We start from the raw sequence: 20,447 nt of genomic DNA, 5'->3' as shown, positions 1-20,447 counted from the left end.
CTGATCACACATCGTCACCGATCCACACCCGCCTGGGTACCGGAAACGGGCACAGACTTACCCGCCGATCATAGCTGGGCGATAGCTAGCCAGGCGTTTGCCTGGCCGCCGCCCTCAGCTCTTGACGCCGCCCGCCGTCAGACCGGAGATGATCCGCCGCTGGAACAGCAGCACCATGATCACCAGCGGAATCGTCACCAGCGTGCCCGCCGCCATGATCGAGGCATAGGGCTGGACCAGCGGGTTGTTGCCGGAGAACCCGGCGATCGCGACCGTTACCGGCTTGGTCGACTCACTCGACAGCAGCCGCGCCAGCAGATACTCGTTGACCGCCGCGATGAACGCCAGGATCGCCGTGGTGAACACCGCCGGCGCCGCCAGCGGCAGCATCACCAGCCGGAACGCCTGCAGCTTGGTGGCGCCGTCGATGCGGGCGGCCTCCTCGAGTTCCCAGGGCAGTTCGGCGAAGAACGCCGCCAGGATGTACACCGTCATCGGCAGCACGAACGAGATGTTCGGGATGATCATCGCCTGGTACTTGCCGATCCAGCCCAGATCGGTGAACAGCTGGAACAGCGGCGTCACCAGCACGACCACCGGGAACATCGACGCGCTCAGGATCAGCCCGGACACCAGGTACCTGCCACGGAAGGTCAGCCGCGCCAGCGCGTAGGCGGCCAGCACGCCGAGCAGCAGCGCGATGACGGTGGTGATGGAGCCGATGATGACGCTGTTGACCATCGCCTGGCCGAAGTCGTTGCCGCGGCTGGTGTCGAAGACGTCGCGGAAGTTCTCCAGCGTCACGTGCGTAGGCCACGGCGTGTTCTCGAAGGTGTAGCGCGGGTCGCGGAAGGCGGTGACCGCCATCCAGTAGAACGGGCCGAGCCCCCACACCAGCACGATCAACGCGCCGATGTACAGCCGCGCCGACCCGAGCCTGCGGGTCCACGGCACGTTCCTGGTGACGGGCGCGGCGGGCTTGTCTTTGGTCATCGTGGTCGCGGCCATCATGCCTTCCGCTGCTCTTCCTGGGTGCGGACCGCGTTCGCGCCCAGCACCTTCACCAACACGAACGCCACCGCGAAGATCAACAGGAAGGTGATCGTCGACAAGGCGGCCGCACTGTTGGGACCTTGCCTGACCTGCTCGACCACCAGCATCGACACCGTGCGGGTGGCCGGGTTGTCGGCGGTCATGATGGCGGGCAGGTCGTACATGCGCAGCGCGTCCATGGTGCGGAACAGGATCGCGACCAGCAGGGCGGGCTTGAGCAGCGGCAGGGTGATGTGCACGAAGCGCTGCCAGGCCGAAGCGCCGTCGACCTTCGCGGCCTCGTAGACGTCGTTCGGGATCACCTGCAAGCCCGCCAGCAGCAGCAGCGCCATGAACGGCGTCGTCTTCCACACATCGGCCGCGATCACCGCGAACCGGGCGGGCCATTCGTCGGAGGTCCACAGGATGCCGGTGCCGAGCACCCGGTTGACCACGCCGTCGTACTGGAACATGAATTCCCACAGTCGCGCCGTGACGGCGGTCGGGATCGCCCACGGGATGAGCACGGCGGCCCGAAGCAGCGCGCGGCCGCGGAAGGTCTTGCCCATCACCACGGCCATGGCGAGGCCGAGGATCACCTCGAGCGACACCGTGACCACGGTCAGGAACAGCGTGACGCCGATCGCCAGCCAGAACTGCGAGCCGAGGTTGCCGGTCGGGCAGTCGACGGTGCCCGCCGCGGTCTCACACTGTTGCAGCAGCCAGTGCGTGTAGTTGGCGAATCCGGCGCTGCCGCCCTCGACGAACATGCCGGTTTCGGGGTCGATGCCGCCCGAATCCTGCTGGAACGACATCCACAGCGCCCGGAACACCGGGTAGCCGATGACGACGGCGAGCGCGATCAGCACCGGCGCGACGAACATCCACGCCTTACCGGAACGCCGCAGCTCGTCGGCGATCACCGCGCCCCAGCCGCGCTTGTTCCGCGGCGGTTTACCCGCCTCGTCCGCACGCACTTTCCGCACGGCCGTATCCGTTCCCGAAGGATCCGACACCCGTTCTCTCCTCATCCGGCAGGTCGGGTCCGTCCGAACTTCCCGCTAACCGGCCGCCTCGATGCCCTTCTGCATGCCGATGATCGCATCGTCCACCGACTTCTCGCCCTTCAGGGCGGCGAAGGCATTGTCGCGGATGGCCTTCGACACCGCCGGGTAGAACGGCGTCACCGGGCGCGGCACGGCGTTGGAGATCGAATCCTTGAGGGCGGGCAGGTACGGCATCTTGGCGATCAGGGCCGGGTCGTCGTACATCGATTCACGCACCGAGGGCAGCGCGCCGGAGGCGACGATGTGCTGGGCGTCTTCGCTGATCAGGAAGCGCAGGAAGTCGAGCGCGGTGGCCTTGTTCTTGGAGAACGCGCTGATCGCGGCGTTGTAGCCGCCGAGGGTCGAGGCGCCGATTCCGCTCTCGCCGGGCAGCGGGGCGACGGCGAACTTGTCGCGCACCACCGAGGATTCCGAGCCGGCGTCACCGAAGGTGGACGGCCACGAACGCAGGAACATCAGCTTGCCCTGGGTGAATGCGGCGCCGCTCTCGGTCTCGGTGAAGGTGACCGCCTCCGGCGGGATGTCGCCCCGGTCGTAGGCCTCGACCAGCTTGCCGAGGCCGGCGCGGGCCTGCGGGCTGTCCACGGTGGGGGTCTTGCCGTCGGAGCCGACGAAGGTGCCGCCGTAGGCGTTGATCACCTCGGCGGTGTTCACGGTCAGGCCCTCGTAGTTCTTGAGCTGGCCCGCGTAGCAGCCGATGTTGTTCGCCCGCGCGATATTGCACATGCCGAGCATCTCGTCCCAGGTCTTGGGCGGGTTCGGCACCAGGTCGGTGCGGTAGAACAGCAGGCCGCCGTTGGTGTTGCGCGGGGCGGCGTAGAGGGTGTTGTTGTAGGTGGCGCTGGCGACCGTCGGCGGCAGCAGGGCCGAGGTGTCGATGGCGAAGGAGTCCTTCAGTGGCTGGATCCAGCCCTTGGCGGCGAACTCGGCGGTCCACGGCACGTCCATGGCGAACACGTCGTAGTCCGAGGACTTCGAGCGCATGTGCTCGACCAGGTCGTCGTACTGCTGGGAGGCGTCGTTGGACTGCTCTTTGTAGGTGACCTGCTCGTCCGGGTGGGCCGCGTTCCACCGGTCGATGAGCTGCTTGACGACACCCGTCTCGGTGGTGTCCTTGCCCTCGACGTAGGTGATGGGCCCACGTCCGGTGAGATTCTCACTGGTCGGGTTGCCGCCGCTGTCGCTGGTGCAGGCGGTGGCGAAGGCCGTGGTCAGCACCGCCGCCGAGGCCACCGTGAGCGCGGCACGGGACACCAGAGCGGCACGTAGGGACACCTTCTTCAAAGCCATCGCGGATACTCCAAGGTCGAGACGTGAGCGGCAGCACACCCGGCGGTGCACAACGCAACATACATGTTGATCACCCGACGCGCCCGGGCATGTCGGTCGGTATGCCTAGGCTGGTTCGCGATGACTGTCGCAGATCCCGCCCCCGACAAGATGCTGACCCGCATCGGCGGGCTGCTGCGCAAGGCCGAGTCGACCGACAACGAACACGAGGCCGAAGCCTTCCTCGCCGCCGCGCAGCGGCTGGCCACCCGCTCCTCGATCGACCTGGCCGTGGCGCGCGCCCATGTGGCCGGCCGCGAGCGCAGGCCGACCCCGATCCAGCGGATCATCCCGATCGGCGAGCCGGGCCGCAAAGGGCTGCGCACCTACGTGCAGCTGTTCGTGGCGATCGCCTCGGCAAACGATGTGCGTTGCGATGTGGCCCGAACCTCGACCCAGGTGTACGCCTACGGCTTCGACTCCGATATCGACACCTGTGAAGCGCTCTACACCAGCCTGCTGGTGCAGATGGTGCGCGCCTCCGACCAGTACATCAAGTCCGGCGCCTACCGGTCGGCGATGGTGGAGAAGATCGTCGTCGAGGTGCGCGGCGGCCGCCGGGTGCGTCGCCGGGTGCAGGCACCGGTCGCCGCGGTGACGGCCCGGCTGAACTTCCAGATGGCGTTCGCGGCGCGCATCGGCAAACGGCTGGCGGAGGTCAAGTCCGAAGTGGAGACCGAGGCACGAGCCGAGCCGAGCGCCGCGTCCACCGGAACCGCGCTGGCCCTGCGCAACAAGGAGGTCGAGCTGGTCGACTTCTACACCCGCACCTCCGAAGCGCGCGGGACCTGGCCCGGGCCCCAGGCGTCGACGGGGTATGCGCCGGCCGCGCGTACCGCGGGCGACCGTGCCGGCCGCGCCGCCCGCCTCGGCACCTCGCCCGAACTCCCCGCCCCGCGCGGCCGTCTCACCGCCCGCCGCGCGGACTGAACATGGCCCGCCTCCGCGCCCGGTCGTCCGCCCGCCAAGCCTGCCGATCAGGCGAGCGCCACGTCACCGTGCACTATCGGTTGTGCCGGCGCGAGAGCTACACCAGCGTGTGGTGTTCCCGGCCGATGCCTCGCTCATGTGACGCTCGCGACGGGTCGGTGTGGATGAGCCGGCGAGTCGGAGGGGCGGCGCCTGCGCTCGTGGTGATGTGATGGCGGTGCGAGACAGTCAGCGGGCGAAGGTGTATGACGCCGAGCAGCTGGTCCGGGGCGCGTTCGATCGGGCCGATGAGTTCGGTCATCGCACCGTGCAGGTGTTCGGGTCGCAGATCACGTTGCCGGTGGAGCGGCGGTTCGCCTCGGTCGAATCGGTGCAGGCCTATTGCGACCGGGTGCTGGCGTTGAACTGGGTTGTGGGGCAGTGGGACCGGGCGCGCTCGCCCGTGCGGGTACGTTCGCGCGCGGGCACTACCGCGGCGCATTACGAAGCCGACGGTGCGGTGCTCGCCGTCCCGCTGCACACCGGCGCAACCTCTTGGGCGCTGCGGGAATTGGTGGTGCTGCACGAGCTGACCCACCATCTCGAACCGCGTCCGGGCGAGCACGCACCGCACGGCCCGGAATTCTGCGGCCGCTACATCGAATTGGTCGACGGCGTGATCGGCCCCGAAGCCGCATTGCTGCTGCGCGGAACCATGATCGGTTGCGGTGTGCGGCTCGGCTGACGCCGGACGAGACCCCGAGCGCGCCGGGCCGGCAAGTCCGCACCACGCACCCGCCGCCGGTCACCCTGCCCGCACCGGGAATGTCGCTACGGGCCCTGATCGGGCGCCGCGCGCCGGGTGCAGGCGTGATCAGGGCCGTCCGAGCACATCGTGGACGCGGTCGAACCGTTCGTACCACCACGCCGTCCGGTCCGGATCGGGATGCCGATAGCGTTCCAGCAGGTCCGGATCGGGCACCGGGGGTGTGCGCGGGACGGGCAGATGCCCGTTCACCGGAAGCATTGGTTCGGCCACCAGGTCGCCCTCGAACAGCGCGACTGTGCCAAGCCCGCAAGCGAAGTCGAGTTCCGGGAGCGCTCCGGCAAGGGCGAGTTGGGCCGACAGCCCGACGCTGGTTTCCAGCGCCGAGGACACCACGCACGGCAGTCCAGCGGCCTCGGCGACCTCGAGCGCCCGCCGCACACCACCCAGCGGCGTGCACTTCAGGACCGCGATGTCGGCGGCGCCGGCGACGGCCACCTTCATCGGATCCTCGGCGCGGCGAATCGACTCGTCCGCCGCGATCCGCACCTCGACGCGCCGCCGCACGGCCGCCAGCTCCTCGATGGTGCGGCACGGCTGCTCGACGTACTCCACACCGCCCGCAGCTCGGTCGAGTTCGGTGATGCTCCGGACCGCGGTCTCCACATCCCACACCGCGTTGGCATCCACCCGCACCGCGCCGCCGGGGCCGAGCGCATCCCGCACGGTCTCCACCCGCGCCAAATCCTCGGCCAGCGAGTCGGGATGGTCGGCCACCTTCACCTTGGCCGTGCGGCACCCCGACCCCGCGACGATGGCGTGCGCCCGCTCCGGCCCGACCGCCGGCACCGTGCAGTTCACCGGAATTCGCGCGCGCACCGGCGCCGGCCAGCCCACGGTCACCTGTTCGACGGCGGTGGCCAGCCACTGCGCGGCCTCCCGGTCGTCGTATTCGGGGAACGCGCAGAACTCACCCCAGCCGAGCGGCCCGCGCACCAGCATCCCCTCGCGCACGGTGATGCCACGGAACCGGGCGCGCATGGGCACCGCGTACACGCCGACGGCTTCGACCTCGCTCATCGTCAGCAGGGTAGTCGGCCCGGTACGGTCACCACCGCGGCACCGACCGATGCTCGGCCGTGACCCAGTGAAGCCGGTACATCCACGGGATTGCCCCGTCGCCGCACCGCCCGCACACTCGAACTGTGCGATGGCGAATCCCGGATCTCGCGCGCGCGATCCTCGCGACCCTGATCACGGCCGGAACCGGCTGGGTGACAATCCAATTGCTGGAGTGGTACGAGCTGACCGGCCGCGACTCCGCACGTCCGCACGATCTGACGGCCGCCTATGCGATCGCGGCCGTCGGCATCGTTCTCACCATCGGCACTGTCGCCGTGACGATCCTCGATGCCGTCCGCGGCAGACGCCCGATCGGCTGGGCGCCTTTGATCGGCGCCCCGCTGTTCGCGGGAACCTGGGTGTGCGGGTTCCTGGTCGCGATCTTCACAGCGCCCGGGTGAGGGCGCGCGTCCGTCAGTTCAGCCGACGCCCATCGTCGGCGGCGAAGAAGTACGTGTGCTCGGGATCGGCGGTGAGCAGCACCCGTTCGCCCTTGGCCGGCGGATTACGCCAATCCGCGCGCGCCACAATCGTTTCCCCGGGTCCATCGGCGATCGTGCGGCCATAGATGTAGGCATCGGAGCCGAGTTCCTCGACCACATCCACTTCCATCTCGATCCCGGCGCCACCCTTGCTCAGTCCGGACGCGTCGCCGCCGACCTCCAGATGCTCCGGCCGCACGCCGACGGTCACCGAGCCATTGCTCGCATCGGCCACCGAACGCGGCAGCGCCAGCTGGTGGCCCCCCAGGGTGACCGCGCCGTCGGAGACGGGCAGGGTGAACAGATTCATCGCCGGCGAGCCCATGAACCCGGCGACGAACACATTGGCCGGATCCCGGTACAGGTCGCGCGGTGAGGCGCACTGCTGCAAGAGCCCGTCGCGCAGCACCGCCACCCGGTCGCCCATGGTCATGGCCTCGACCTGGTCGTGGGTGACGTACACCGTGGTGGTGCCGAGCCTGCGCTGCAATTGCGCGATCTGGGTGCGGGTCTGCACTCGGAGCTTGGCGTCGAGGTTCGACAGCGGCTCGTCCATCAGGAACACCTGCGGCTGCCGGACGATGGCGCGCCCCATGGCGACGCGCTGGCGCTGGCCGCCGGAGAGCGCCTTGGGCTTGCGATCCAGGTAGGGCTCGAGGTCGAGCAGTTTCGCCGCCTCCAGCACTCGCTGCTTGGTCTCCGCCTTGTTCACCTTGGCGAGTTTGAGCGCGAAGCCCATGTTCTCCGCGACGGTCATATGCGGGTAGAGCGCATAGTTCTGGAACACCATCGCGATATCGCGTTCCTTCGGTTCGGCGTGGGTGACGTCCCGCTCGCCGATCAGGATCCGCCCGCCGTTGACCTCCTCCAACCCGGCCAGCATCCGCAGCGAGGTGGATTTCCCGCAGCCGGACGGCCCGACCAGGACCAGGAATTCACCGTCGGCGATCTCCAGGTTCAACTGGTCGACAGCCGGTTTACCAGCGCCCGGATACAACCGGGTGGCCTGGTCGAAGGTCACCGTAGCCACGGCAGATCACTTCCCTTCACCGGCAGGAACGTGCCGGACGATCCGAGTAGAGGGTTCCGGCGGATCTTACGTGCGGTGCGCCCGTCCCGCACCGGCGGTCGCCGCGGGCCGTCCTGCCGCGGGCGCCGACACCCGGCGGCCGCGGGATCGGAGAAGGCGGGCGGTTCATCGAGCCGCGCGCCGCGCACGGCGGTAGCCTCGGTCGGGCAAGCGCCCCGAGGGACGAGGAGTCAACGCGATGAGTCGACCGGTTCGTGTGGGAGTCCAGTTGCAGCCGCAACACGCGTCCGAATACGGGCTGATCCGGGACGCGGTGCGGCGGGCCGAGGACGCCGGCGTTGACATCGTCTTCAACTGGGACCACTTCTACCCGCTCACCGGCGACCCCGACGGCGCGCATTTCGAATGCTGGACGATGCTGGGCGCGTTCGCCGAGCAGACCGAGCGGGTCGAGATCGGCGCACTGGTCACCGGCGGTGGTTACCGGAACCCGGATCTGCTCGCCGATATGGCGCGCACCGTCGACCACATCAGCGGCGGCAGGCTGATCCTCGGGATCGGCGGCGGCTGGTTCGAGCGGGATTACGCCGAGTACGGCTACGAGTTCGGCACCGCCGGCACCCGGCTGGACCTGCTGAAATCGTCGCTGGCGCGGATCGACGCACGGATGAAGAAGCTGAATCCGCAGCCGGTGCGCGATATCCCGATGCTCATCGGCGGTGGCGGTGAACGCAAGACCCTGCGCCTGGTGGCGCAGCACGCCGACATCTGGCACAGCTTCGGCGATCTCGAGGTCTTCACCCGCAAGAGCGGCATCCTCGGCGAGCATTGCGCCGCCGCGGGCACCGACCCGGCGCGGATCGAGCGCTCGGTGAGCTGGCCCGGCCGAAACCTGGCGCCGTCGTTCCTGGCGGCGGGGGCGACCCTGTTCACCGTCGGCGTCAGCGGGCCCGATTACGACCTGAGCCGGGTGGTCGAGGCGATCACCTGGCGCGATGAGATCAATCCGGAGCCGGTCAGCGGCATCGCTTGATCCGTCGGGTGGCACAGGACCGTCGGCCTTCGGTTAGCAGTGCGTTGTCCGGCGGTTGCGCCGGCGATTTCTCGCACGGTGGTCGAATCGTGCGGAGCGCGCCGGTCCAGTGGTCAACTACCTCTCGCGGGCGCGGCGCGAACCGGTAGCCGCCGGTTAGCCTGAGCTGGACGGCTAGGGTGTTCTCCCATGGCTGGTCTGCTCGCTGTGCGGTCTCGTGTGTTGATCGCCGTGATATTGCTCGCCGTCGTCGGCCTGGCGACGGCCTGCGGTTCCGGTGACGGCTCGTCGGCCCGCGATCTGTGCGCCCCACCCGGGGTCGAGGCGGCGGCGGCCGCGCCGAAGAACCTGGCGTCGCCGGCGAAAGCGGGCGAGGACCGCTACACCACGCCGACCACGGTGCCACTGGAGTCCATCGACATCACCAAGCTCGGGCTGATCACCCCGGGCAAGCTGAGTGTCGGCACCCTGTCCGACGCCCCGCCGAGCATCTGCGTGAACTCCGCGGGCGCGTTCACCGGTTTCGACAATGAGCTGCTGCGCGCGGTCGCCGCGAAGCTGGATTTGCAGATCGAGTTCTCCGGCACCGAATTCGCGGGCCTGCTCGCGCAGGTGGCCGGCGGACGTTTCGACGTCGGCTCCTCCAACATCACCACCACCGAAGAGCGCAGGCGGATGGTGGACTTCACCAACGGCTACGACTTCGGCTACTTCTCGCTCGTCGTCGCCGATAGCAGCCCGATCGGCAGTTTCGACGATCTCGGTCCGAGCAGCCGGGTCGCGGTGGTGCAGGGCACGGTGCAGGACGAATACGTCGTCAACACCTTGGGTTTGGATCCGGTGAAGTTCCCGGATTACAACACCGCCTATTCCAATCTGAAGTCCGGCCAGGTCGATGCCTGGGTGGCGCCGTCGGCGCAGGCCGAGGGCGCGATCTCACCCGGTGACGGCACCAAGATCGCCGAAAACTCCTTCTCTCTGGAGAATTTCGCGGCCTGGGCGGTCGGCAAGAACAAGCAGCCGCTCGTCGATGCGCTCAACAGCGGTCTGGATGCGGTGATCGCCGACGGCACCTACGCCGAGCTCTACAGCAAATGGGTGCCGCGCGAATTGCCGCCGGGCTGGAAACCGGGTTCGAAAGCCGCTCCCGTGCCGGAACTTCCGGATTTCGCCGCCATCGCCGCCGAGCGCGCGCCGGCCGAACAGACTCAGACCCAACCGAAGTCGACGCTGGAACAATTGCGCGACACCTTCTTCGATTGGTCGCTGTACCGGCAGGCCTTCCCGGACCTGTTCAAGACCGGCCTGCCGAATACGTTGATTCTCGCGGTGGTGTCCGGTGTGCTCGGCACCGCGATCGGCATGCTGTTGGCGGTGGCGGGAATCTCGCGCAGCCGCTGGTTGCGCTGGCCTGCCCGGATCTACACCGACATCTTCCGTGGTCTGCCCGCCGTGGTGATCATCCTGCTGATCGGCCTCGGTGTCGGTCCGGTGGTGCGCGACCTGACCGGCAACAACCCGTACTGGCTGGGTGCGGTGGCGTTGGCGCTGCTGGCCTCGGCCTATATCGGCGAGATCTTCCGGTCCGGCATCCAGTCGGTGGAGCCCGGCCATCTCGAGGCGGCCAGGGCCATCGGATTCGGTTACCGGCAGGCGATGACGCTGGTGGTGATCCCGCAGGGCGTGCGCCGGGTGCTGCCCGCGCTGATGAATCAGTTCATCGCGCTGATCAAGGATTCGTCGCTGATCTATTTCCTCGGCCTGCTCGCTGCCCAGCGGGAGCTGTTCGCCGTCGGCCGCGACCTCAACGCTCAGACCGGCAACCTGTCTCCGCTGGTCGCGGCCGGTCTGGTGTACCTGCTGCTGACCATCCCGCTCACCCACCTGGTGAACTACATCGACCGGCGCATGCGCACCGGCCGACCCGATCAACCCATCGACCCGGTCGATCAGGCCGCGATCACGGAAGGGCGTGGGTAGATGAGCGCCTCACTCACCGGTACCGGCCTGCGGCTCAAGCTCGGGAACAACGAGATCCTGCGCGGGGTCGACATCCACGTCGACGCGGGTAAGACCACCACCGTCATTGGGCCGTCGGGTTCGGGGAAGTCCACGCTGTTGCGGGTGCTCAACCGCCTGCACGAACCAGACGCCGGCGACATTCTGCTCGACGGGAAATCGGTGCTCACCGAGGACCCGGACAAGCTGCGCCAGCGCATCGGCATGGTGTTCCAGCATTTCAACCTGTTCCCGCACAAGACCGTCGCCGACAACGTGGCGCTGGGCCCGCGCAAGCTGCGCGGACTGTCCAAGGAGCAGGCGCGGGCGCTGGCGCTCGAGCAGCTGGAGGTCGTCGGACTGGCAGGCAAGGCCGATTCCCGCCCGGCCAACCTCTCCGGCGGTCAGCAGCAGCGGGTGGCGATCGCCCGAGCGCTGGCGATGAAGCCGGAGATCATGTTCTTCGACGAGGCGACCTCCGCTCTCGACCCGGAATTGGTGAAGGGTGTGCTGGCGCTGATGTCGGACCTGGCCGCCGGCGGTATGTCGATGATCGTGGTCACCCATGAAATGGGCTTCGCACGCAGCGTCTCCGACAGTGTGGTGTTCATGGACGCCGGTCAGGTGGTCGAGGCGGGCAGCCCGGACGCGCTGTTCGACAATGCGGAGACGCCGCGATTGCGGCGGTTCCTCGACCAGGTGCTCTAGGGCGCACTCGCCGACCCGGCCCCGCCCCCCGCATTCGACGCTGGTCGATCTCGGCGACTCCGCGCCGGTCGCACGGCGTGGCGATTACATCGCTACCACGCATTCATGCGCACTTGATAATGTGTGAAGTGCTCTTCGGTTCCACCTGACCGCTACGGGAAGAAGGATTCTGATGACGACAGCACACGCTCAGCACACCGAACACGAGCACAAGCACGGCCCCGAGTGCGGCCACGTCTCCGTCCCGCACGGCGATCACGTCGACTACGTCCACGACGGACACCTGCACCGCGAGCACGAGGGCCACTACGACGAATGTGAGCCCGCTGCCCACACCGAATGCTCTCCGCACGACCACGTCCACGGCGAGGGCTGCGGCCACGTCGCCGTTCCGCACGGCGACCACGTCGACTACATCCACGACGGCCACCGGCACGCGCCGCACGACGGGCATTACGACGACCACTGAGAGCAATCGCCCATCCGGTACGTTGTCAGCTCCGAATGGGTAATATGTTAAACATGAGTACACACAGCTTGCGTGATCTCCGGATGCAGCTGGGTGCGATCGTGCGCGGCGTGGCCGCGACCGGGGAGGAAGCGATCATCACCGACAGCGGTAGCGAAGTCGCGGTGATCATCTCGATGGCCGATTACGAGCGGCTGCATGAGCATGCCGACCTGCTGGACGCGTTGCGGCTGCGCGATATGCGCGCAGCCGACTACACGTCGATGTCCATGTCGGAAATGCTCGACAGGCTGGGTGTCGATCCGGCCGAGCTGCTGGCCTCGTGAACGTCGAGTTCCACCCCGACGTCCTGAAACAACTACAGAAGCTGCCACGCGATGTGCTCGAGTCCGCCTTGCACGCGATGATCGCGCTGACCAAAGACCCGCGCCCGTCCGGCGCCAAGAAACTCGTCGGACGCAATGACTGGCGGATAAGAATCGGCCAATACCGCATCGTCTACGAGATCGATGACGCCGAATCGATGATCCGTATATTCGTGGTAGCCAAGCGTTCTGACGTCTATCGCTGAACATGATGCGGAGGTGCGGGTGGATCTCGCGCAGATCAACCGGGAAACGATTGCGAAGTTCCGGGCAGGTGAAGATCCCGACGGGATGCGTCGGGATCGGTTGCTCCTGCTGACCACGACCGGTCGCCGCAGTGGACGCCCGCACACCACGCCGATGATGTTCCACCGCGACGGCGACCGGTTATTGGTGATCGCTTCCAGCATGGGCGCACCCAGTCACCCGGACTGGTACTCGAATCTGGTCGAGCGCCCGCACGTCGTCGTGGAGGTGGGCGAGGAAACCTACGACGCGCACGCGGCACCGCTCGAGGGCGCGGAACGCGAGCAGATCTGGGCGATGCTGAAGCAGACCTACCCGTGGTTCGCCGACCACGAGAAGAAGACCGATCGCGTCATCCCGGTCGTGGCCCTCACCAGGGCCGATTCGACGGTCCCCGGCGAGTGAACAACGGCCGCCGCGTGGGTTGGGGCTGCGGAAGGGGTGGCATCGGCAGCGTATTTGCCGGGGCAGGTGGTACGCCGCCCCCCGGATGAACGATGATCCGGATCGCTACAGTGCAGGACAACTGTCTGGCCACCCCATGGTCGCGTACGCCGCAGCGGTCTGTCCGACGGCCACCACGGTAGTGCCGCCGGGCGGGGCCATCATCGCTGGGAAGGATGACCTCCGCCGCGCTGGGCGTCACCCGGCCTGCGGAACCAGGGTGTTCTGCCGCGCCGCGATCCACCACCGCCCGTCCTCTTTGACCAGCACATAGAGCGCGACCATCGCCGGATCGACATCGATGGTCTCGCCGTCCGCGGTAACCGCCCGTGCCGCCTTGTGCGCAATCGCGACGTCGGGGCGCAAGAACCCGATATCGGTGACTTCGTACCGCACGTATTCGTCCTTCAGGAATCCGGCCAGCCCGATCCGGCTCGCCTCCAGCACCGCGTCGCGTCCGTGGTGTAGCACCCCAACGGCATTGCCCACCACGGCGTTCGCCGCGACATCCCGAACCATCAACTCCGCGTCTTTGGTGTTGTACGCCTCCGCGACCGTGGCGACGATCGCCTCGATCGCCTCGCGATCCGCCGCGTGGTCGATACTGCTGTCCTCGATAACCGGCGCTTCGATATCCCGAATACTCATACCCCCATCCTCGAATCTCAACCACGCTCGAGGTCAAGGGTGGACCGTGCCGCGTGTGGTCCGTGGGCGCTCGCCGACGTGATCCCGGTGATAGCGGCGGCGAGTCCGATGGCGCCGACGGCGATCGCGGCTGTGGCCGGCCAGCCGAACCACTCGACCGCGGCCGCGCCGCAAGCGGTGCCGAGGCTGCCGCCCACGAAGTACACCAGCATGTAGGCACTGTTGAAACGGGCGGGGGCGGTGGGGTCGATGGCGAGGACGGTGCTCTGGTTCGCCACCTGAGCGGCGAAGAGGCCGGCATCGAAAAGGGCCAGGCAGACCAGCGTCACGACGACGTTGTCGAGGGTGAGACCGGCGACCACCGCGGTGGCGCCCGCCAAGGCCAGACCCGCCAGGACGACCCGTGGGGCGCCCACTCGGTCGGTCCAGACGCCGGCGACCTGCGTTGCGGGGATTCCCGCGAGCCCCGCCAAGGCGTACAGGCCGATCTGTTCCGCGGAGTACGAGAACGGGGGTTCCGACAGGGCGACCGCGAGTCCGGCCCACACTGCGCAGAACGCGAAGAACCACAGCGCGCCGCGTATCGCCGCGAACCGCAGGGTCGCGTGCCGCACGAACAATCCGGGCAGGGAGCGCAGAGTCGCGAGATAGCGGAGTTCGGCTGTGCCGACGGTGTTCGGCAGAGCCATCAGGCAACACCCGGCGGCGATCAGGCAAGCGGTAGCGAATACCAGAAGCATTCCGCGCCAGCCGATCTCGTCGGACAGCCACCCTCCCGCGATCCGGCCCGCGAGGATCCCCGCCGAGATCCCGGCGGTGACGACGCCGAGGATCGTGGCTCGCTGATGGGCCGGAGCGAGTCGCCCCGCCAACGAGCTGAGACTCGCCCCGACCGCCGAGCATGCGCCGATCACGCCGATCAACAGCCCCAACTGCCACGCCCGACCGGCGACGGCACCCACCGCCAACGCGACGGCCAGTGCCCCGAACTGGATCGCGAGGATCCGTCCGGGCGGGAATCGGTCGACCAGCGGAACAAGCAGCCCGAGGCCGATCATGTATCCGACCGGACCACACGCAAGCGAAAACCCGACCGCGGCGATCGAGGAATGCAGCGACCCCGCTACGTCCGCGATCGCCGGCTGCAGCGGGTAGATGGTGGACGTCCCGAGCGCGGCCGCAAGTGACATGAACAGTACGACCGCACGGCGCAGCCGACGGTCTTCACGTATCTCGGTGGCAGGAATACTCACGTCGAAAGACGCTAGGAATCGGCTGCTCTGGACGCTGGCGGGATATCGACACCACCGTCATCGAGCACGGTGAGATCCGGGGTCGCCGTCACCGTCGCGCGGGCATTCGACAGTCGTGGCCGGGTATGAGCGGCGGGAGCCCGCCCCTCGTGAACTCCCGCCACATCATCGGGCGAGTCAGGCCGTGACGCCGAGCCGCCGTGCGAGCGAACGGGCTTCGCGCTCGACGATCTTGCCGCCGTGCGCGAGCGGCGACGCGGGATGGCGCACCGAGCCCACGACTACGCGACAGAGGTGAGACCGACTCGGCGGCAGAGGTCGTTGACGTCGGATTTCATCCCCGACGGTGGATTTCGCATCAGCAGGTGCAGCATGTCTCGCGCATGCCCGTTGTATTGGATCGTCTCCGGTGCCGTGATCGCGGACTTGTTCAGCAGCGCTAGGGCGGCCACCGGCTCGTCGCGCTGGTAGTGCGCTCGGGCGACCTCGATGAAGTGGCGGCTTCGGCGGGGAATCGACGCGATCTGGTCGGCATCGAAACCGCGGGCCGATCGTAGTGCTTCGCCCGCGCGGCGCAATTCGACCCCGAGGGTTGTGGCGTGCGCCGCCATCACCGGTATCGAGAACGACGTCTGGATATGGCGGTAGTCCGCGCCCAGCGCCCGCGCGATCGAATCGGCTTTCTCCCAATACGACCAGGCATCGCCGTGGCGGCCGCGGCGGGCATGGACGTAGGCGACCTCCGCGTGCAGCGCGCCCGCGATGCCGTGCCAGTCGGTGGGAGCGTCGTCGCGGTCGAGGTAGGGCGCCAGCCCTTCGCCCGCGGTCCGTGCCAACGCGATGGCTTCCTCCCAGCGGCCCGAATCCCGCAGCGCCTGCGTCATCGACCATGCGCCGCAAGCGATCACGTAGGGGTCGTCGGCCTCATAGCCTTCGGAAAGTGCGCGATCGGCCACCAGCCACACGAGCTCGGGCGCGGGTTGGTAGGCAACGTAGAAGTCGGCCAGCTGGTAGACCCCCGCGAGGATCCGGCGTGCGGCCCGGCGGTTCTCACCGCCGGCCCGCACCGTACCCTGCGCGTCTCTGATCAACCCTGGGAGCAGCTTCCCGAGCTGAGTCCGGTGGTCCGGGCTGGCGTGCCGAATGGTCCAGGCTTGACGCAGACGTTGCTCGAGATGAGTGATGTTCGCAGGTCGCGCGGGTGCAGCCGATCGGTACTCGGTGAGGGCGGCCTGCACCTCGGTGAGCGCCCCATGTCGTTCCCCGGCGAATACCGCCACCGGGACCGCGTGCCCGTTCCCGGTGAGTTCGGCCAGATCCGCAAGCTCGAGCGCATGCGCGATCCGCAACAACATCGGCAGTCGCGGTGGTTGCAGTCTTCCGTTCTCGACTGCTTTCAGCCATTCGGTCGACCGGCCGAGCAAGCCCGCTAGTACAGCTCGCGACATGCCCGCCCGTTCTCGCAGGCGCTTGATGCGCGCCCCGATCGGAGCCTCCTCGATAGGGCTGATCACCACGGCATCCCCTTCCGCTGCTGAAACCCTTTCTCCCAGCGTAGTCCCGGGTACGCGCGGTCGAGGTACGAAACGTACCCGTCACCGGCCCTGCGCATTCCTACTGTCTGCATCACCGCGCGGCGCCTGGTGCGTGCCCCGCTTTCCCTGGCGCCGGGCGGGCCGAAATCCAACAACCGCAGGGGGTTCGATGTCCGACTACATCACCGCGTTCGCTGTCTCGAGCACGGTTGCCGTCTTATTGCTCGCCCTCATCTACGTCCTCCCGTACGCCTTCGATGACGACGAACCTCCTATCACCGCGCACGCGCCGCGGATGTCGGCGCGGATGGCGCATGCCACGATGCAGTCGCACCGTCGATGCAGTATCGACAGCTGCCCGCATAAGCGGGATGCGTACCGGACTCTGGTCGCGGTGGGGGCGATCGTTCCGGATCAGCGGGCCGAACGGTTCATGCGGTGACCGAGCCCGAGCCGCGCGGCTGGGTGCAGTGGGATGACAGCACCTGGTCGACGCTCGACGAGTACGGCATGCCGGGTGAGCGGCGCACGCTCGAGGAAGTTCTCCAGGAATGGGAACGCGGCGAACCGCGCTGACGGGGGTCTTCCGCCGACTATTTGTCCTGATCAGGGCGATAACTGAGGATTGCCTAATTCGATGGACGTTCACCTTGCCGTAGTCTGCGACTCGTCCTGGTGGTTTAGCGTGCGCCCGTCGGCTTGATCCAGGAGGCACCGTGAGCTTCACCCCACTCGCCCTGTTCGTGCAGCACGACGGTAAGTCGTCGCGCTCCGCGGTTACCTGCGCCTATAAGTGCGGTAACGCGTGCTTCCACGAGGTCTCCAACAAGTCCTCGGGCGAATACTTCGGCGACATCGTCTCGGCCATGTCGCGGCGCGGGGTGCTCAAGGGCGGTGCGGCCGCGGTGCTCGCGGTGGGCGCCGGCAGTTTGCTCGCGGCTTGCGGTGACGACGGCGCCGAGGCGGCATCGAATTCCGACGCCGGGTCGGGCACCGGGTTCACGCCGGTGGCGCCCAACCAAGAAGACGCCGTCGTCGTCCCGGAGGGCTACGAGCAGGGCGTGGTGATCCGCTGGGGCGATCCGATCTTCCCCGACGCCCCGCAATTCGATTTCGACAACCAGACCGCTGCCGCGCAGGCCAAACAGTTCGGCTACAACAACGATTTCGCCGCGCTGCTGCCGATCGAAGGGCAGGCGAACCGTTACCTGCTGGTGGTCAATCACGAATACACCACCGAACCGTTCATGTTCAAAGGCTTCAACGGCGAGACCATGACGCCCGAACAGTTCGGCATTGCCATTGCCGCGCACGGTCTTTCGGTGGTCGAGGTGGCCGGTGAATCGGGCACCGGCAAACTCACCCCGGCGTTCGGCAAATACAACCGGCGCATCACCGCCGACACCGAGTTCCTGCTCACCGGCCCGGCCGCGGGCAGCGATTTCGTGAAGACCTCCGCCGACCCCACCGGCACCAAGGTCGCGGGCACCTTCGCCAACTGCGCCGGTGGTGTAACGCCGTGGGGCACCGTGCTTTCCGGTGAAGAGAACTTCAACGGCTACTTCGTGGGCAAGCCCGCCGATCCCGTCGCAGCGGAACGCGCCGAGCGCTACGGCGTCGGCGAAGTCGATTCCCCGCATTTCTGGGAGAAGTTCGACAAGCGCTTCGATGTGGCGCAGGAACCCAACGAATCCAACCGTTTCGGCTACGTCGTCGAGATCGACCCGTGGGATCCCGCCTCCATCCCGGTCAAGCATTCCGCGCTGGGCCGCAACAAGCACGAGGCGGCCAATATCCACGTCACCGAGGACGGCACCGTGGTCGCCTACAGCGGCGACGACGAGCGGTTCGAGTACATGTACAAGTTCGTCTCGTCCCGCAAGATCCAGCCCGGCACCGGCGCGGCGAGCCGCCGCCACAACATGACCATCCTGGACGCCGGCACTCTCTACGTCGCCAAGCTCACCGGCGATCACCCCGACCGGATCGACGGCTCCGGCAACCTGCCCTCCGACCAGGGCTTCACGGGTAAGGGCCAGTGGATCCCGATCCTCGAGGCCGCCGAGGACGGCAGCGCGAAATCGCTGGTCGAGGGCATGACGGCGCAGGAAGTCGCGGTGTTCACCCGGCTGGCCGGCGACAAGGTGGGCGCCACCAAGATGGACCGCCCGGAGGACTTCGAGGCCAACCCGAAGACCGGCAAGGTCTACGTCGCGCTGACCAACAACAGCAAGCGCGGCGAGGACGGCAAGGCCGGCGTCGACGAGGCCAATCCGCGGATCAAGAACAAGAACGGCCAGATCCTCGAGATCGTCGACGATCACAAGGGCACCGAGTTCACCTGGTCACTGCTGCTGGTCTGCGGTGACCCGGCCGCCGCCGACACCTACTACGGCGGGTTCGACAAGTCCAAGGTCAGCCCGATCTCCTGCCCGGACAACGTGGCCTTCGACCCGTACGGCAACCTGTGGATCTCCACCGACGGCAACGCGCTGAAATCCAATGACGGCCTGTTCGCGGTGACGCTCGAAGGTGAGCGCCGCGGTGAGACCAAGCAGTTCCTCACCGTGCCCGCCGGCGGCGAGACCTGCGGGCCGGTCATCACCGAGCAGCGGGTGCTGGTGTGTGTGCAGCATCCGGGTGAAGAGGACGGGGCGTCGGCCGACGCACCTGTCTCGCACTGGCCCGATGGTGGCGACACCCAGCCGCGTCCGTCGGTCGTCGCCGTGTGGAAGGCCGACGGCGGCCGCATCGGCGTCTAGCTCAGCTGCTGCCGAACAGCCCGGCCATGTTCGCGAACTGCGCGAAATTGCCCTGAGCCCCGCTGTAGACGTTCACGTCGGTACCACCGGCGATCCCGGGTACGGACCCGCTGTCGGTGGTCTGCCAGAACGTCCACGCGGGCCAGCCACCCGGTACCTCCGGCTGTGGATTGCCGCGATAGTCGGCGATCCACAGCGGGTACCGGTGGAACTGATTGCTGTCGGCCATCGCCGTGCGCCAGAAGTTCGGATAGGTGTAGATGATCGGCACCCGGCCGGTCAACGCCTGCACGGTATTCAGGTAGCGGTGCGTCCAGTCGATCAACGCGGCCGGCGCCAGCCCACCCGAATCCTCCAGGTCCAGCACCGGCGGCAGATCCAGCGGCCCGTTCTGCCCCAGCACCACCGCGGCGTACATCGCCGCCTGCGGTTCCGGCGGCAGGTGCGGCCGCGCGTAGTGGTAGGTCCCCCGCGCCACCCCGGCCGCCCGCATCAACACACTGTCCGGCACGAAATACGGATTGATATAGGTGAGTCCCTCGGTCGCCTTCACCATCGCGAAGTCGTGCCCCGCCCGCTTGACCGCGAACCAATCGATCATCCGCCCGTCGATGTGCTGCCACGACGACACATCCGGCCCGGTCTGCTCGGCCTGCGCCGCAGGCATGGTCGAGGTGAGGATTCCGCCCGCGATGAAGGCGGACAACGCAAGCTTGCAGGTCGCTCTCCAGCGGGTGTGTTCCATGCCGACTGACGATAGCCACCCGAGAAAGATGTGACCAGTGTTACATCTGATGCTTTTGCCGAATGTTCACCCGTGAGCGTTCACAGGGCGCCCTCAGACCGCGGGCTGGCAGGTGTCGCGCAGGGAGCAGGCTCCGCAGGAGTTGCCGCAGCTGCCGGTGTCGGTGGGTGGGGCGAGGGCGGCGGCGGCGCGGGCTCCGGCGGTGGCGCCCGCGCCGAGGGTGAACAGGGCGATGATCGCGACGCCGAGGGCGATCAGGACGACGGCGAAGCCGCCGGCCGCGAGGGTCACGAGCCCGCCGCAGAACAGCAGGGCGCCCGCGGCGAGGGAGGTGGGGGCGGCGACGCGGTTGGCGACGCGGAAGACCTCGTCGGTGCTCAGCGCCTCATCGGTGTGCACGCCGACGAATCGGTTGCGCGGCAGTTTGCCCGCCAGTCCCAGCACGCCGATCGCCAGCGCTACGGCGGCCAGCAGGAACAGGATGATAGGGACGACAACCACCCC

Annotated in this window: 23 protein-coding genes; 13 read left to right on the top strand and 10 right to left on the bottom strand. The window is 67.7% G+C overall.

The window, feature by feature from the left end; genetic code table 11:
* Positions 1-114 precede the first annotated feature (114 nt).
* From RJ05_RS25295 to RJ05_RS25285, 3 genes are read right to left on the bottom strand one after another with little or no spacing between them, the layout of a single operon-like run.
* Positions 115-1,011, bottom strand: coding sequence for a carbohydrate ABC transporter permease (locus tag RJ05_RS25295; protein WP_373365083.1), 897 nt, complete (start codon positions 1,009-1,011; stop codon positions 115-117).
* Positions 1,008-2,048, bottom strand: coding sequence for a carbohydrate ABC transporter permease (locus tag RJ05_RS25290; RefSeq protein ID WP_373365082.1), 1,041 nt, complete (start codon positions 2,046-2,048; stop codon positions 1,008-1,010). The genes RJ05_RS25295 and RJ05_RS25290 overlap by 4 nt, the downstream gene beginning before the upstream one ends.
* Before the next feature lie 45 nt (positions 2,049-2,093).
* Positions 2,094-3,389 carry an ABC transporter substrate-binding protein gene (locus RJ05_RS25285; RefSeq protein WP_036541496.1) on the bottom strand — a complete coding sequence of 432 codons (1,296 nt, stop codon included), beginning with the start codon at positions 3,387-3,389 and terminating at the stop codon, positions 2,094-2,096.
* 120 nt (positions 3,390-3,509) lie between these two features.
* Between RJ05_RS25285 and RJ05_RS25280 the strand changes: the two genes are divergently transcribed.
* Together RJ05_RS25280 and RJ05_RS25275 are read left to right on the top strand one after the other, a co-directional pair.
* Positions 3,510-4,358 (top strand): DUF2786 domain-containing protein, encoded by an 849-nt coding sequence (locus RJ05_RS25280; RefSeq protein ID WP_174343971.1) that lies wholly within the window; start codon positions 3,510-3,512, stop codon positions 4,356-4,358.
* A 211-nt stretch (positions 4,359-4,569) separates the two neighbouring features.
* Positions 4,570-5,082: a TIGR04338 family metallohydrolase gene (locus RJ05_RS25275; RefSeq protein WP_036541493.1), complete on the top strand. Its 513-nt coding sequence runs from the start codon at positions 4,570-4,572 to the stop codon at positions 5,080-5,082.
* Positions 5,083-5,211: 129 nt separating this feature from the next.
* Here the strand turns inward: RJ05_RS25275 and RJ05_RS25270 are convergent, their stop codons facing one another.
* Positions 5,212-6,183, bottom strand: coding sequence for an o-succinylbenzoate synthase (locus tag RJ05_RS25270; RefSeq protein WP_036541490.1), 972 nt, complete (start codon positions 6,181-6,183; stop codon positions 5,212-5,214).
* 125 nt (positions 6,184-6,308) lie between these two features.
* Between RJ05_RS25270 and RJ05_RS25265 the strand changes: the two genes are divergently transcribed.
* Positions 6,309-6,626 carry a hypothetical protein gene (locus RJ05_RS25265; RefSeq protein ID WP_036541487.1) on the top strand — a complete coding sequence of 106 codons (318 nt, stop codon included), beginning with the start codon at positions 6,309-6,311 and terminating at the stop codon, positions 6,624-6,626.
* Between the two features lie 13 nt (positions 6,627-6,639).
* Here RJ05_RS25265 and RJ05_RS25260 read toward each other — a convergent pair whose 3' ends face one another.
* Positions 6,640-7,737, bottom strand: coding sequence for an ABC transporter ATP-binding protein (locus RJ05_RS25260; protein ID WP_036541485.1), 1,098 nt, complete (start codon positions 7,735-7,737; stop codon positions 6,640-6,642).
* A gap of 238 nt (positions 7,738-7,975) precedes the next feature.
* Here RJ05_RS25260 and RJ05_RS25255 point away from each other — a divergent pair, with 238 nt between their 5' ends.
* From RJ05_RS25255 to RJ05_RS25225, 7 genes are all read left to right on the top strand, one after another.
* The gene (locus tag RJ05_RS25255; protein ID WP_036541483.1) at positions 7,976-8,770 is read left to right on the top strand and encodes an LLM class F420-dependent oxidoreductase; all 795 of its coding nucleotides are present in this window, start codon (positions 7,976-7,978) and stop codon (positions 8,768-8,770) included.
* Positions 8,771-8,959: 189 nt separating this feature from the next.
* The gene (locus RJ05_RS25250) at positions 8,960-10,750 is read left to right on the top strand and encodes an ABC transporter substrate-binding protein/permease (RefSeq protein WP_036541480.1); all 1,791 of its coding nucleotides are present in this window, start codon (positions 8,960-8,962) and stop codon (positions 10,748-10,750) included.
* Entirely contained in the window at positions 10,751-11,476 is a 726-nt protein-coding gene (locus RJ05_RS25245; RefSeq protein ID WP_036541477.1) for an amino acid ABC transporter ATP-binding protein, read from the top strand.
* Between the two features lie 172 nt (positions 11,477-11,648).
* Positions 11,649-11,945 (top strand): hypothetical protein, encoded by a 297-nt coding sequence (locus RJ05_RS25240; RefSeq protein ID WP_036541475.1) that lies wholly within the window; start codon positions 11,649-11,651, stop codon positions 11,943-11,945.
* A gap of 53 nt (positions 11,946-11,998) precedes the next feature.
* On the top strand, positions 11,999-12,271 hold the full coding sequence (locus RJ05_RS25235) for a type II toxin-antitoxin system Phd/YefM family antitoxin (protein WP_036541472.1): 273 nt from the start codon (positions 11,999-12,001) through the stop codon (positions 12,269-12,271).
* Entirely contained in the window at positions 12,268-12,516 is a 249-nt protein-coding gene (locus RJ05_RS25230) for a type II toxin-antitoxin system RelE family toxin (protein WP_036541470.1), read from the top strand. The genes RJ05_RS25235 and RJ05_RS25230 overlap by 4 nt, the downstream gene beginning before the upstream one ends.
* Before the next feature lie 13 nt (positions 12,517-12,529).
* Positions 12,530-12,961, top strand: coding sequence for a nitroreductase family deazaflavin-dependent oxidoreductase (locus tag RJ05_RS25225; protein ID WP_249040444.1), 432 nt, complete (start codon positions 12,530-12,532; stop codon positions 12,959-12,961).
* A gap of 237 nt (positions 12,962-13,198) precedes the next feature.
* On the opposite strand, the gene RJ05_RS25220 is transcribed toward RJ05_RS25225, so the two are convergent.
* The 3 genes from RJ05_RS25220 to RJ05_RS25210 all read right to left on the bottom strand — a co-directional run bounded on the left by RJ05_RS25220 (position 13,199) and on the right by RJ05_RS25210 (position 16,418).
* A complete protein-coding gene (locus RJ05_RS25220; protein ID WP_036541467.1) occupies positions 13,199-13,648 on the bottom strand; it encodes an SgcJ/EcaC family oxidoreductase in 450 nt (149 codons plus the stop codon).
* A gap of 17 nt (positions 13,649-13,665) precedes the next feature.
* Entirely contained in the window at positions 13,666-14,901 is a 1,236-nt protein-coding gene (locus RJ05_RS25215; protein WP_249040443.1) for an MFS transporter, read from the bottom strand.
* Positions 14,902-15,182: 281 nt separating this feature from the next.
* Positions 15,183-16,418: a helix-turn-helix domain-containing protein gene (locus RJ05_RS25210; protein WP_036541465.1), complete on the bottom strand. Its 1,236-nt coding sequence runs from the start codon at positions 16,416-16,418 to the stop codon at positions 15,183-15,185.
* A 187-nt stretch (positions 16,419-16,605) separates the two neighbouring features.
* On the opposite strand from RJ05_RS25210, the gene RJ05_RS25200 reads away from it, so the two are divergent.
* From RJ05_RS25200 to RJ05_RS25195, 3 genes are all read left to right on the top strand, one after another.
* Positions 16,606-16,878 carry a hypothetical protein gene (locus RJ05_RS25200; RefSeq protein WP_036541461.1) on the top strand — a complete coding sequence of 91 codons (273 nt, stop codon included), beginning with the start codon at positions 16,606-16,608 and terminating at the stop codon, positions 16,876-16,878.
* The gene (locus tag RJ05_RS31140; protein WP_156090857.1) at positions 16,875-17,012 is read left to right on the top strand and encodes a hypothetical protein; all 138 of its coding nucleotides are present in this window, start codon (positions 16,875-16,877) and stop codon (positions 17,010-17,012) included. Before RJ05_RS25200 ends, RJ05_RS31140 begins: the two co-directional genes overlap by 4 nt.
* A 140-nt stretch (positions 17,013-17,152) precedes the next feature.
* Positions 17,153-19,198: a PhoX family protein gene (locus tag RJ05_RS25195; protein WP_036541459.1), complete on the top strand. Its 2,046-nt coding sequence runs from the start codon at positions 17,153-17,155 to the stop codon at positions 19,196-19,198.
* Position 19,199: 1 nt separating this feature from the next.
* On the opposite strand, the gene RJ05_RS25190 is transcribed toward RJ05_RS25195, so the two are convergent.
* On the bottom strand, positions 19,200-19,943 hold the full coding sequence (locus tag RJ05_RS25190) for a glycoside hydrolase family 25 protein (protein ID WP_036541457.1): 744 nt from the start codon (positions 19,941-19,943) through the stop codon (positions 19,200-19,202).
* A gap of 93 nt (positions 19,944-20,036) precedes the next feature.
* A complete protein-coding gene (locus RJ05_RS25185; protein ID WP_036541455.1) occupies positions 20,037-20,444 on the bottom strand; it encodes an SdpI family protein in 408 nt (135 codons plus the stop codon).
* Positions 20,445-20,447: the final 3 nt, after the last annotated feature.

The organism is Nocardia cyriacigeorgica NBRC 100375 (assembly GCF_000308555.1).
GTDB lineage: Bacteria > Actinomycetota > Actinomycetes > Mycobacteriales > Mycobacteriaceae > Nocardia > Nocardia cyriacigeorgica.
This window is presented reverse-complemented; position numbering and strand designations above follow the sequence as displayed.